This window comes from Acinetobacter sp. UBA2581, assembly GCF_002339435.1.
GTDB lineage: Bacteria > Pseudomonadota > Gammaproteobacteria > Pseudomonadales > Moraxellaceae > Acinetobacter > Acinetobacter variabilis.
This window is the reverse complement of the sequence record NZ_DDLD01000075.1, coordinates 1-12,491: the sequence shown is the minus strand read 5'-3', so window position 1 is coordinate 12,491 and position 12,491 is coordinate 1. Positions and strand designations below refer to the sequence as shown.

General features: G+C 42.9%; 16 protein-coding genes and 1 riboswitch. Of the genes, 7 read left to right on the top strand and 9 right to left on the bottom strand.

Annotated features, from left to right (window positions below; all coding sequences use genetic code 11):
* Position 1: 1 nt before the first annotated feature.
* From B3Q46_RS09135 to rpoD, 4 genes are all read right to left on the bottom strand, one after another.
* Positions 2–535: a hypothetical protein gene (locus tag B3Q46_RS09135; protein WP_004784877.1), complete on the bottom strand. Its 534-nt coding sequence runs from the start codon at positions 533–535 to the stop codon at positions 2–4.
* Between the two features lie 74 nt (positions 536–609).
* A complete protein-coding gene (lipB, locus tag B3Q46_RS09130; protein WP_004784876.1) occupies positions 610–1,269 on the bottom strand; it encodes a lipoyl(octanoyl) transferase LipB in 660 nt (219 codons plus the stop codon).
* A gap of 163 nt (positions 1,270–1,432) precedes the next feature.
* Positions 1,433–1,720, bottom strand: coding sequence for a YbeD family protein (locus tag B3Q46_RS09125; protein ID WP_004784874.1), 288 nt, complete (start codon positions 1,718–1,720; stop codon positions 1,433–1,435).
* Positions 1,721–1,827: 107 nt separating this feature from the next.
* Positions 1,828–3,714: an RNA polymerase sigma factor RpoD gene (gene rpoD, locus B3Q46_RS09120; protein WP_004784872.1), complete on the bottom strand. Its 1,887-nt coding sequence runs from the start codon at positions 3,712–3,714 to the stop codon at positions 1,828–1,830.
* A gap of 374 nt (positions 3,715–4,088) precedes the next feature.
* On the opposite strand from rpoD, the gene B3Q46_RS09115 reads away from it, so the two are divergent.
* Both B3Q46_RS09115 and B3Q46_RS09110 read left to right on the top strand, forming a co-directional pair.
* The gene (locus tag B3Q46_RS09115) at positions 4,089–4,295 is read left to right on the top strand and encodes a PA3496 family putative envelope integrity protein (RefSeq protein ID WP_004784869.1); all 207 of its coding nucleotides are present in this window, start codon (positions 4,089–4,091) and stop codon (positions 4,293–4,295) included.
* A gap of 71 nt (positions 4,296–4,366) precedes the next feature.
* Positions 4,367–4,891 carry a YecA family protein gene (locus B3Q46_RS09110; RefSeq protein ID WP_004784868.1) on the top strand — a complete coding sequence of 175 codons (525 nt, stop codon included), beginning with the start codon at positions 4,367–4,369 and terminating at the stop codon, positions 4,889–4,891.
* 87 nt (positions 4,892–4,978) lie between these two features.
* Here B3Q46_RS09110 and B3Q46_RS09105 read toward each other — a convergent pair whose 3' ends face one another.
* The 4 genes from B3Q46_RS09105 to B3Q46_RS09090 all read right to left on the bottom strand — a co-directional run bounded on the left by B3Q46_RS09105 (position 4,979) and on the right by B3Q46_RS09090 (position 7,560).
* Complete coding sequence (locus B3Q46_RS09105) at positions 4,979–5,407, bottom strand: ABZJ_00895 family protein (RefSeq protein WP_004784865.1); 429 nt, start codon at positions 5,405–5,407, stop codon at positions 4,979–4,981.
* Positions 5,408–5,436: 29 nt separating this feature from the next.
* On the bottom strand, positions 5,437–6,054 hold the full coding sequence (locus B3Q46_RS09100) for a DedA family protein (protein WP_004784864.1): 618 nt from the start codon (positions 6,052–6,054) through the stop codon (positions 5,437–5,439).
* Between the two features lie 88 nt (positions 6,055–6,142).
* Positions 6,143–6,421, bottom strand: a complete 279-nt coding sequence (locus B3Q46_RS09095; protein ID WP_004784859.1) for a hypothetical protein — start codon at positions 6,419–6,421, stop codon at positions 6,143–6,145.
* A gap of 206 nt (positions 6,422–6,627) precedes the next feature.
* A complete protein-coding gene (locus B3Q46_RS09090) occupies positions 6,628–7,560 on the bottom strand; it encodes a rhodanese-related sulfurtransferase (RefSeq protein ID WP_004784858.1) in 933 nt (310 codons plus the stop codon).
* Positions 7,561–7,616: 56 nt separating this feature from the next.
* Here B3Q46_RS09090 and B3Q46_RS09085 point away from each other — a divergent pair, with 56 nt between their 5' ends.
* Genes B3Q46_RS09085 through B3Q46_RS09075 form a run of 3 tightly spaced genes read left to right on the top strand, consistent with a single transcriptional unit; the run spans position 7,617 to position 8,892 of the window.
* Positions 7,617–7,745 carry a hypothetical protein gene (locus B3Q46_RS09085; RefSeq protein WP_262477638.1) on the top strand — a complete coding sequence of 43 codons (129 nt, stop codon included), beginning with the start codon at positions 7,617–7,619 and terminating at the stop codon, positions 7,743–7,745.
* A 3-nt stretch (positions 7,746–7,748) separates the two neighbouring features.
* Positions 7,749–8,237, top strand: a complete 489-nt coding sequence (locus B3Q46_RS09080) for a DUF1289 domain-containing protein (RefSeq protein ID WP_004784856.1) — start codon at positions 7,749–7,751, stop codon at positions 8,235–8,237.
* 43 nt (positions 8,238–8,280) lie between these two features.
* Entirely contained in the window at positions 8,281–8,892 is a 612-nt protein-coding gene (locus tag B3Q46_RS09075; protein ID WP_004784853.1) for a LysE family translocator, read from the top strand.
* Positions 8,893–8,949: 57 nt separating this feature from the next.
* On the opposite strand, the gene ribB is transcribed toward B3Q46_RS09075, so the two are convergent.
* Complete coding sequence (ribB, locus tag B3Q46_RS09070) at positions 8,950–9,609, bottom strand: 3,4-dihydroxy-2-butanone-4-phosphate synthase (protein WP_004784851.1); 660 nt, start codon at positions 9,607–9,609, stop codon at positions 8,950–8,952.
* 106 nt (positions 9,610–9,715) lie between these two features.
* Positions 9,716–9,874: riboswitch (FMN riboswitch) on the bottom strand.
* 171 nt (positions 9,875–10,045) lie between these two features.
* Between ribB and B3Q46_RS09065 the strand changes: the two genes are divergently transcribed.
* On the top strand, positions 10,046–11,851 hold the full coding sequence (locus B3Q46_RS09065; protein ID WP_004784848.1) for a DUF2157 domain-containing protein: 1,806 nt from the start codon (positions 10,046–10,048) through the stop codon (positions 11,849–11,851).
* The gene (locus tag B3Q46_RS09060) at positions 11,848–12,411 is read left to right on the top strand and encodes a GDYXXLXY domain-containing protein (RefSeq protein WP_004784847.1); all 564 of its coding nucleotides are present in this window, start codon (positions 11,848–11,850) and stop codon (positions 12,409–12,411) included. The genes B3Q46_RS09065 and B3Q46_RS09060 overlap by 4 nt, the downstream gene beginning before the upstream one ends.
* Positions 12,412–12,491: the final 80 nt, after the last annotated feature.

The following is a 12,491-nucleotide window of genomic DNA, read 5'->3' as shown; positions in this document are numbered from 1 at the left end:
GTTATACACTCCGTTTCAAATAAGATTGAGCGACTTTTAAGTAGATGCTGCTCGCTTCCATGATTTTATCTTTGAGTCTCAGATTATTCGGGTATTCTTTTACTGCCAGTTGCGCCACCATTTTCGGCAAGATCAGCGCTTCCATTTTATTCAGGCAACGTACCAGACGGATCGCATAGGAAATATCACCATTGGCAATCATGCGGTCATTGGCAAAGGCCTGAGACGTGCTTTCCTGAAAGGAAAACACCAGAAAGGCATGATGCAGATGCTTAAAGGTAATGGTCAGGTCTGGCTTGATGCTGCTGTCTTTGACCAGTTCCAGCTGATGTTGTTCCGTGACCCGGGCAACGAAGGCCGGGCCATGCGGAAAAACATTCATTGAAAGCCTGAAATTGGCGGGAAACTGGGCAACTTCCTGTTTGATTTCTGGGTCTACCTGACTTGCCATGACCAGGCCACGGCCAATGATATCCATCATCAGTTTGACATAGGCAAGCTGCAAAGCGGGTTTTACGGATTTTGTCGCAATCACGTGATGATCCCTATCTTGATATTATTTGTTTAGAGTAATTACTCTAATTTATTTATTGTTAAAATGCAAAGGCTTTATCTTTGCTCGACGTTCACCTGATTAAAGTAACCGCTGCTGCTTAAAGTTTCAATAATTTCAACACATAAGTCATTAAACTTTGGCGGATTGCTGACGAGGTCATTAATTCGCACCATTTCCAGACCTGCATAGCCGCAAGGGTTAATGGTATGGAAACCAGTCAGGTCGCAATCAATATTTAAAGACAGGCCATGATAGCTACGGCCTTTACGAATCTTGAAGCCGAGAGAACCAATTTTACGCTCATTCACATAGACGCCCGGAGCATCGGGTTTGGCATAGGCTTCAATGCCATGATTTTTTAGGAGCTGGATCATCAGGTTTTCAGCATACGACACCAATCTACGGACATTCCAACCCAGACGATTCAGGTCAAACATAAAGTATGCGACGAGCTGACCAGGACCATGCCAAGTGACTTGACCACCACGGTCGGTTTGAATGACAGGAATATCAGTTGGAATCAGGATATGTTCCGGTTTGCCTGCCTGACCTTGGGTCAGTACATCATGGTGCTGCAAAATCCATAACTCATCAGGCGTATTTTCATCACGGTTTTCCGTGAAGCTTTTCATTTCCAGAAAACGGTCTTCGTAGGGAGTCAGGTTATTATATTGACGGATAATCAGGGAGGGTTTTTGAACCGCAGCTGTCACAGTGTGCGTCCTTAGAAAATTAAATCATACTGAAAATAATTATAATGATTTCAGCAATGGATAGGGGAGGGATTCGTAGTAATTGTTGGTGAGCTGGTCACACATATAAAAAACACGCCCGAAAGCGTGTCTTTTAATTTGCCAAGGTTGGAGCAGAATAATCTTAAAGTGCAGTCTTGATCAGTGGGCAAGCTGCAAGATCAGCATATACGGCATGAACCTGTTCCAGTTCAAGGAAACGTAGCTGAGCAGTGATCGAATGATATTTACCAGTACGAGATGGAGTGATGCTTACGCTATCGCCATCAAAGTCAGGGAAATGTTTGGTAAAAATCTCAACAACTGCATTCAGCAGTTCTTCACCTGCAAGGCCAATGAGTTTGATTGGGTAATCCATTGGAAAAACCCAAAGATCTTCGCGGAGTTCACGAGATGGTGTACGGTCTAACATGTAGTTCCCCTATTCGAAACGCCTGCGTAGCGCAGGCGTTTGGGTGTATTGCAATACAAAATGGAGGCGAGAGATGAAATTTCAAGTCTCCAAAATTGTATTAAATCTTAGTCATTTTCCAGGAATGAACGCAGATGTTCAGAACGGGAAGGGTGACGTAACTTACGTAGAGCTTTCGCTTCGATCTGACGGATACGTTCGCGGGTTACATCGAACTGTTTACCGACTTCTTCCAAAGTATGATCCGTTGGCATGTCGATACCGAAACGCATTTTCAGGACTTTCGCTTCACGTTCAGTCAGGTTTTCCAGTACTTCGCGAGTCGCTTCTTTCAGGCCTTCTGAAGTAGCAGCATCCACTGGTGAGGTGATGTTGCTGTCTTCAATGAAGTCACCCAAATGCGAATCTTCATCATCGCCGATTGGTGTTTCCATCGAAATCGGTTCTTTAGCGATTTTCAGTACTTTACGAACCTTCACTTCGTCCATTTCCAGACGTTCGCCCAGTTCTTCCGGTGTCGGTTCACGGCCCATTTCCTGAAGCAATTGACGAGATACACGGTTGATCTTGTTAATCGTTTCAATCATGTGCACTGGAATACGAATGGTACGTGCCTGATCCGCGATTGAACGGGTAATCGCCTGACGAATCCACCAAGTGGCATAAGTCGAGAACTTATAACCACGACGGTATTCAAACTTGTCTACCGCTTTCATCAGACCGATGTTGCCTTCCTGAATCAGATCCAGGAACTGCAAGCCACGGTTGGTATATTTCTTCGCAATCGAAATGACCAGACGCAAGTTTGCTTCAACCATTTCTTTCTTGGCACGACGTGCTTTCGCTTCACCGACTGCCATACGTTTGGCAATGTCTTTGATGTCACGAACTTTAAGATCAAGGTCTTTTTCGATATCTGCGATTTTTTGCTGGAAGGCCAATACGTCAGGACGTACTTTTTCCAGATAAGCTTTCTGATCAGCAGTCGCTTTCGCAATTTGCTCATCTAACCAGGCTGGATTCGATTCCTGACCCGGGAAAGTAGTACGGAACTGGGTACGGTCCATACGGCCACGACGGACGGCATAACGCATCACTTCACGTTCTGCACCACGGATCTGGTCATGTGTACCACGAATCATTTCAGAAATGATATCGAACAAACGCGGGGTGAACTTGAACATCATGAACACAGTTGCAAGCGCTTGAAGTGCTTCTTCTGCTTCTTTGCTGTTACGGCCGTGTTTTTCCAGTACCGCTTTGGTATTTTTCCAGGCATCTGAAAGTTCGGCAAAACGAACTTTGGCAATTTCTGGATCTGGGCCTGAGTCACCTTCAGAATCGTCATCGCTATCAGACTCTTCATCTTCCTCGTCATCATCCAGTTTTACATCTTTGGTTGACTTGGTCGTTGCTTCTTCGTCTTCTTCGATTTCAGCGACTTCTTCCAGTACTTCTGGAATTTCTTCATCTGATTCAGGGTCTAAATAACCTGACAGAATGTCAGCAAGGCGGCGTTCGCCAGCTTCATAATCTTTGTATTCTTGTAGTACAACTTCTACAGCATTCGGCCAGTAAGCAATAGAGTGAAGAACGTCTCGGATACCTTCTTCAATGCGTTTTGCAATGCTAATTTCGCCTTCACGCGTTAAAAGTTCAACGGTACCCATTTCACGCATGTACATACGTACAGGGTCAGTCGTACGACCTGGTTCGTTTTCTACAGATGCAAGTACAGCCGCAGCTTCTTCTTCTGCAACTTCATCGGCAGCTTCTGCAGTATCCTCGAACATTGCATCATCAGATTCAGGCGCACGATCATGGACAGGAATACCCACATCATTCAGCATTTGAATGATGTCTTCAATCTGTTCGCTTTCTGTGATGGAGTCCGGGAGATGATCGTTAACCTCAGCGAAGGTTAAGTAACCTTGTTCTTTGCCTCGGCTAATCAGAGCCGCTACTTGAGAAGTAGGGGAAGTCATATCGCTCATCTTTGCTTACTCTTCGTTGAATCTGTGGCAGTGAAAAACCGTGCATGATAGCACAATTCACCTGAAATAGTTTTTGGAATTGATCAGTCAAGCATGATTTTATAAATATGTTTGAATAACAATTGAATATCGATATTGGGTCTAAGTTTATCTTTTCAAGTGTATTTCCCAATCTAATTTTAGAAACGTCCCTCATCCATGGGATAAAAAGCGTTCACTATCTAACCAGCTAATAAATACACAATTATGCTGTAGAAAAACAAGAGCTAACTAGTATAAACATACAAAATATATAAATAAAACTTGACAAGTTTTTAAAGGCAAGATAAATAGCGCCTAGACCCATTTACATTTTTCACTACGAGGTAGTTTTAGTGTCTTCGACAGATTTTGAACTAGATGATAGCTACGGTGATGATGATGTTAATTTCGATGAGGCATCGAGTAAGCTAAGTGCGAAAGAGTCGTTGGAAAAACGTCGTTTAATTGATGATCTGCTCTCGCAACGCCGCCTGGAACGCGAACTCAAAGATTTTGATTATGACTTCGACGATGATGACGACTTTGACGACGAAGATTAACGAATTCAGATTTAGCATAGCCTGAATAAATGCTATGCTAATCCTTTCGGTTTTCTAAGTTTGGATGTTAAATGAGTGCTTTAGATTTAGACCTGTTGAGTGAATATCTGGATGGCGACCAAAATGAGTATGGTCTGGATTTTGCGGCAACTCATGGTTTCTTATGTGCTATCGCAGTAGGCCCGCAATTTGACAAATGGATGGATGAGCTTTTTGAAGGCAACCAGAAAAAAGTGCCTGCAGAAATCATCAATCAGGTTAAAGCATGGTTAGAGTCAATCCGTCAAAGCTTGGCCAATGAAGAAGGGATCACTTTCCCATTTGAAATTGAAGAAGCAGATACCGAATCAAGTCTAGGTGACTGGAGTGTGGGCTTTGTAGATGCCATGTTCCTGAACGAAGAAGCCTGGTTTACAGAAGAATTTGAAGAACAGTTGGTCGATTTAACGCTGCCAATTATGGTATTCAGTGGCATCGATGAAGAAGATCCGCAAATGGAATCTTTCCGTCGCAATGGTCAGTTAATGGATGAGCTTGCAGAAGAGATTCCAGAAAACTTGAATGAATTATATCTGATGTACCACACACCAGAATAAGTCATGCCCCGCCATGAAAAAGCACCGTCAGGTGCTTTTTTTAGCTCAGGTGTTTTGTACAACGTTTGGACTAGTTAATTACCTAGTCTAAGGTTTATGATCGGCACCCGTACGCTTGCTCAAGCTATAACGCGCATAGCCATTATAGGCGATATGGAACAGCAAGGCATGTAAGGCAATACTTGTAGCCACCAGGAACGAGTTTGGCCCGCGTCCTGTATAAGCCATTCTTCTATAGATTTCCTCCGTCTGTGGATGCAGCCAGATCACTATAAACAAAAAGATAAATCCAAAGGTCATGGCAATAATCGTGGAACCCCAGACCAGTCTGCTTTTCTCTTCCTGGGTGGGTAGTCGGAGTTCTTTTTTCACAAAGTATCGGGCGCTGAGAAAGGCGGAGGCAATCAGGGCAGGAATCATCAGAATGGCGCCCAGATTGAATACATAGATGAGTATGCCGACTATTAAGACCAGAGTCAGATAAACGGTGGCAAAATATTTAAGATAATGCGACATCGTTTTAGCCTCCTTATGCTGGGGTCTCTTCAGGATGGGCGATTTTTACGTTGATGTCTACGGTATAAAACCCAGCCCACGATGATCACGACAATCGCAATAATCACATAACTGACCTGACTAAAGATTTTGTGCATCAATTCCTGATTTTCACCAAAATAAAAACCGACACAGGCCAGGAACGTGGTCCAGATAACAGTACCTAGTCCACTATAGAACATGAATTTCCAGAAAGGCATATGGCTCATGCCGGCCGGGATACTGATGAGGGAACGTACTGCCGGAACCATCCGGCCAAAGAATACAATCCGGTGTCCATACTGCTCGAACCATTCCAGAGATTTTTTCACGTCTTTAGATTTGATAAACAAGAATTTTCCATATCGGTCTATGAATCTGAAAATACTGTCGTGGTTAAATTTGTAGCCAATCCAATAGAGCAATGCCGCTGCCAATAACGAACCGATACTGCCTGCAATAATGACTCCAACCAGCAGTAATTCTCCCTGAGAAGCGGAATAGCCGGCAGAAGGCATAATAATTTCAGAGGGGATCGGGGGAAAGACATTGTCAAGAAACATGAGCAGGGCAATGCCCCAGTAGCCCAGCTGTTCCATGACAGAAATAATCCATTCAGTCAGATTCATAGAATTGGCAAAATAAAGAATACTGCTTGTATCCTAAGCAGTATTTTTAAGAGGGTAAAGTTAAGTTATATAAATGGCCAAGTGCGGATTAACTATGGGTTAAGGTATAAATGTAAACTTTACGTAAGCTGTAAGCCAGGCAAACTGGCAGAGCACTGAGCAGTAAATAATGTGCTGCTGTAGCCTCAATATGGTAGCCGATAAACAGGGCAAGAATGGCACCAATGATAGTTCCCAAGATCACAATAAACAGATGTGATTCTGCTTCCAGCTCATCTGTCATTTGGGTAATACGTTCCAGTTTTGTATTTTCTTTAGGTTGGAATCTAACAATATTATCTGAATCCCGAGCAAGTGAATTGGCCATTTTGTTTTCCTTTTCATTTAAAAAATTAATTAATAATGAAAGACTTATGGTAACAAAGTAATGTGATATAAAGACTATCAAGCTTGGCTGTAAAAATATGCTGTTCTTGGTAAGGGATTGGTAAGTTTTTTATTGCAGATGTAATGCTTATGTAAATAAAAAGCCCTTCGAAGAGGGCTTAGATATTTTTGGTTACAAAACTGGAGTTAGAGACGTTTACGTTTTGCAGCCAGAATTTGCGATTGACGCATACGGAAACCTTCTTTTTGTTTCTCGGTGGTTTTATCGATGCAGTACACACAAGATACGCCGTGTTCATAACTTGGCAGCGCTGCTTCTTCAGGTGTTAATGGCCAGCCACACGCATGACATTTGGTATTTTGACCTTCTTCCACACCATGTGTAACCGCAGTACGGCCATCAAATACGAAACATTCACCTTCCCACAGACTTTCTTCAGCTGGGGTTTCTTCCAGGTATTTCAGAATACCGCCTTTCAGGTGATATACCTCTTTAAAGCCTTCCTGAAGCAATAAAGAAGTTGATTTTTCACAGCGAATACCACCGGTACAGAACATGGCAATTTTCTTGTCCTTGTGCTGTTCCAGATTCTTTTTCACGTATTCAGGGAATTCACGGAAAGTTTCAGTTTTCGGATCGATTGCGCCTTTAAAGGTACCGGCTTTATATTCGTAATCATTACGAGTATCCACCAGAATCACATCATCACGTGCAATCAGCTCATTCCATTCTTTAGGATCAAGATAATGGCCAACCAGATCACGTGGCTTAACCGGCACACCTAAAGTCACAATCTCTTTTTTCAGCTTGATCTTCATTTTACGGAATGGTTTGTCAGAGCTATGCGACTCTTTATATTCCATTTCGTTGAAGCCTTCATCCAGCAGGAACTGGTGTACTTTATCGATGGCTTCACGGTTACCCGCAACGGTACCGTTAATGCCTTCACCTGCCACAATTAGAGTACCGCAAAGGTTGATGGTTTTTACCAAGTCTAAAAGACGTTGTTGCAGACCCTCAGGGTCTTGAACTTCTTTGAATTGATAAAGTGCGGCAACAACCCAACCAGTCGTCGCTTGCTGTTCTACAGGTGCAAGCTGTTCTACAGTAGCGTTCATGGAATACTCCAACGTAGCATGATAATTTGAAAGGCGCATATTTTAACGTGATTTGAATGAATAAGCGAGTAAAAGGCCGGGTTTTAACGGACTTCAAATCGATAGGGAGAACATGTATAGTCATGCCGACCCAGGATTTTGATGCAATGATGCAGATGCTGGAAGTTGCAGCACAGTTGGAGTAAGTTTTGAGTTCGGATCGTCGTATTGCATCTTTGACCCCTTGCGCAGGGCGTTGCTCAACCGTATTTGGTGATGCGGTCTGTCGTGGTTGCCGCCGTTTTAATCATGAAGTGATTCACTGGAACAGTTATAACGCAGATCAACATACTGCGGTCTGGCAGCGGCTGGATGCACAGCTAGATCAGATTTTGGTCCCGATGCTGCCGATGGCAAACCTGGCCAAAGTGGAAACATTTGTCCTGTCTAAACGGGTGCGTCTGCGTGAAGATGCGACTAAGGGCCGTAAGCTTTACCATGCCTTGAAACTCTGTGAAAAGAACCGTCATTTTACTGATGAAAGCGGTTTAGGCATTCATTACAAACAGGTACGTCCGCTTTGGGATGAATTCGAGCGTCGGGTACTGGCACTCGCCAAAGCCAGTTATGACTTGGCCTTTTTACGGGCGGATGGGATGAGCCAGCACCTGATTCAGATGCAGGAAGAGGACGAATAAGTCCTCTTTTTTATTAAAAAATCATGATAGCTGAGGAAATGGCGTGAATATCAGTGAATATGCTCTCTATTGTCTGGCCGTCGTCATCATGATTGCCACACCTGGGCCTGTTATGCTACTAGTTGCCAGTACTGGACTGAAAGGTGGCTATAAACATGCTTTACAGACCATTTTCGGGACGAATTTTGCTTCTCTGGTATTGATCACCTTATCTATTTTTAGCTTAAAAGGCTTATTAGTCATTAATGAAAACTGGCTGAATGGCATCAAGCTGCTTGGCTGTTTATATATTGCCTGGCTAGGAATCCAGATTTTCCGGGAAGTCTGGAAAGGGCAGGGTCCAACCAGTTCACAAGGTTTGCAACCAGTACAGGGAGGATTTCGAACCGGTTTTCTGGTGGGGATCTCCAATCCCAAAGATATTATTTTCTTTGCTGCATTTTTCCCGCAGTTCATCGGCATTACTCCAAACTTAGATTCCAGTTTAGTAATTCTAACGATCAGCTGGATTGTTCTGGATTTTTTGACCCTATCATTAGTTTATTTAGGCTTTCAACGCTTTGCTAAATCCAAGCTGTATCCTTATTTGCTTGGTTTGTGCGGTTTGATTTTATTGGTAGTCGCAGTCTATGGAATATTATCTGTACTCATCTAAAAATATTTATATAAAATAAAAATCCCGGCTTAAGCCGGGATTTTTTATCTTTACGCCTTAGACATTGTGCTGCTGGCGGTAATGCACCAGTTCATCAATGGTGATCACGGTCAGCTGATGTGTCTGTGCATAAGACAATACCTGAATGCCAGAAGCCATAGTGCCATCTGGGTTAGTCAGTTCACACAGAACACCGGCAGGTCTTAAACCCGCCAGACGTGCAAGATCAATCGTACCTTCGGTATGACCACGACGGGTCAGCACACCGCCTTCACGGGCACGTAAAGGGAAGACATGACCTGGACGATTCAGATCACTGGCGACAGCACCGTCTTTAATGGCTGCTTTAATCGTAGTGGTACGGTCTTTGGCAGATACACCAGTCGTCACACCTTCCGCAGCTTCAATCGTTACAGTAAAGGCAGTTTTAAACTGGCTAGAGTTATCCTGCACCATTGGCGGCAGTTCTAGATGATTGGCCAGTTCATCAGTCAGGCACAGGCAGACAATACCGGAACCATCGCGAATCATGCGTGCCATGGTTTCTACAGTCAAAGTCTCTGCAGCAACAATGAGGTCGGCTTCATTCTCGCGGTCAAAGTCATCCATCACCAGAACAGGTCTGCCTTGGCGGATGTCTTCGAGTGCTTGTTGGATGCGCTGTTCAGCGGGAGCTAAAGCGGAAAAGAAAATTTCGGGTTGAATTAAACTTGACATTGAAACGCTCACGTAAAGTAAAAGTACGATTGAACATTTCAGGACATAGTGAAAATAGGCTTATAGCAAAACAGTTTCATGCCAGGCATAAAACAGGATGTACTGCTTTCGTCTTCTTTCATCCGGACTATACCGTCGGCTCTGGATTTACACCAGATCTGCAGATCAATTGAAATTGACCGCTCGTGGGCTGATTCAGAAATAGAAAGATTTACTACCCTGAAATTACCACCGGTGGGGAATCTCACCCCGCCCTGAAGCGATGTGGGATCATTATAGTCCTGGTTTTTAAAAGATGGTATAGTTTGGCCAGTCACGAATTTGCAGAATTTCAGATAAGCAAAACAGATTATTTGAATTACTACAGCCTTTTAGCAAAAAACTGGAAACATGTTATGTTGCTATTAAGAATAGAAATTGATCAATCATTCAGACAATGAAGAAAACCGAGCTGATCCATAATAATCCATTTTCTCCCTTGCTGTTTTGTGATGCAAAGGTTTTGCGTTATCTCAATATTTTGGGCGTTGCGCTGATTGCAGTCAGTTTGCTGTATTTAATGGCTGCGAACTGGTGGATGCTACCGAATCAGGTTCAACTTGCAATTCCAATGCTGGTTTTAGTCTGTAGTGCAATAGCCAGTATTTACTTTAATCAGCGGGAATGGATCAGACAGAGTCTGGATACCTTGTCTGGCCTGATGCTGGGCTTAAGTCTGGCTGTGATTGGGCAGATCTATCAGACTGGTGCCGATAGTTATCAGTTATTTCTGCTCTGGGCTGTATTACTCTTGCCGTGGCTATATCGATCCAATATCGGTATTTTTGCCATGCTTTGTGTGGTCACTCAGCTGGCATTGTATTTTTACTTTAAACAAAGTTTCTGGATGATACGGGCAGAAGGGTTGTATCTACTGACTTTGAATCTACTTACAGCCATTAGTTTTGCCTTTGTCATACGTTATTACCCGTTGCTGCGATATCTGTTTATTGCATTCATCATCATGATTTCGATCAGCAGTATGATGCAGTTTACCCATCATTTTCAGCTGATCTATCTGGCTTCTTCAGTTGTTCTACCAGCAGGTGCTGCATTTTATTTTTATCGTAAGCATCAGGCATTAGAAACCATTTTATTGATTGCAGGCTTGGCTGCCAGTGTGAGCCTATGGCTGTTTGAACTGTTGGACGATCGGCTTACCAATTCAGCAGCTGGTTTATTTATCTTGGCAATGCTGATCTTTGGCTGGTTTGCGCTGATCAGTTTTGCGCTCAAGAAAATATTTCCTCAAACCAAATTCTCCGTCATTCCTTTGGCACTCGGTGCCTGGATTGCTGGGATTATTCTGGCAATCCTATTGCTGACCTATTGGAAAGCGGTTTCAATTGTTTTAGGTCTCATTTTTATTGGTATCGCTTGGAAATTATTAAGTCAAAAGAATTCCATATTTTTACGCCAGTTTGCCTATTGTCTTTGGGTTTGCGGGCAAGCTGCGGTATTAATTCATACGGAACTGCTCACCAATAGTCTGTTTATAGTGTGGCTGTTGCAATTAATGATGCTGGCTCTGACTGTGATCAAACGGATGCACTGGTTCATTCTGACCTTACAACTCTTGATAGCTCATGCTTTAGCAATTGTCGTTTTGGCATTAGAGAACTCTTTTAAGCATGATGATATTGTAATCACGCTTGCTCTAAGCTTGAACTATGTCATTTATATCGGGCTATTCCTAACCGCTAGATATTGGCAGTCCTCAATTTATCAGAAAAGTATTCTGCTCTGGATCATCGCTATGTTGACAGGTTCAGCCGTGGTTCAATCGGTGACTGGATTAGAGCACTGGCAGGGCATCGGGCAGATCAGCTTTGACCACGTTCTGCTGTTTTATGTTTTTCCGAGCTTATTACTACTGAGTTTTATTTGGCAAAACTGGCAGCAATTTAATGAAAAATGGCTTTGGTTAATTCCTGTATTTAGCATCTTACTTATTCTGTTGGGCTATTTTGAGATTTTTATCATTATGCTGCTTATGGCATGGGCAGTAGTTTATCAGCAACGACTTATACAGACACTTACCATTTTATTGCTGATCTTCTGGTTATGGATGCTGTATTACAATCTGGGTTTAAGCTTTCTGTTTAAAAGTATTAGTATCTTTGCTTCAGGGATACTGGTCTTGTTACTGACCTATATTTTAAAGGAGTCAAAACTACAACATGAGGAAGGAGAGGCAAGATGAAAAAGTTTCTTCCTTTGCATCTGGCTATTTTCAGTATCGCCTTATTTTGTGGATTGATTGCGCAACATGAATGGCATCTTCGAGATAGCCAAAGTATTTATGTAGAACTGGCACCAGCAGATCCGCGATCAATTCTGCAAGGCGATTATATGGCGCTGAATTATGATCTGCATTTTAGTGCACTAGCAGCGGAGAAGAGATTAGAACAATCAGAACCTAAAATCAGTATTCAAGATTTCGAAAATCAGTCCCGTGTACTAAGCTATGTACAGCTTGATGAGAAAGGAAGAGTTGTCAGATCCAGTTTTGATCGAAGTGCGTTAGATCAGCCACGCTCAGCGCAATTAATTCTGAAAAATCCGCAGAATACCTTTGAAGGCTTATATCCGGCTACCAACAGTTTTATGTTTGCCGAAGGACTTGAGCCTTGTTATCGCGATGCCAAATTCGCTGAATTAAAGCTAAAAGAAAATGGAGAAGCTTTGTTAGCCGACCTGGTAGATCAAAATCTTAAGTCCTTAAACTGTGAGAACCGAAAAAGCTGGTGGCAGGGGAATTAGTTTTATTTTAATCAACCCATAAAAAAAGCCCGCAAGAAGCGAGCTTTTTAGAATCTTGTAGTGTCCCGTCCTGAAATAAG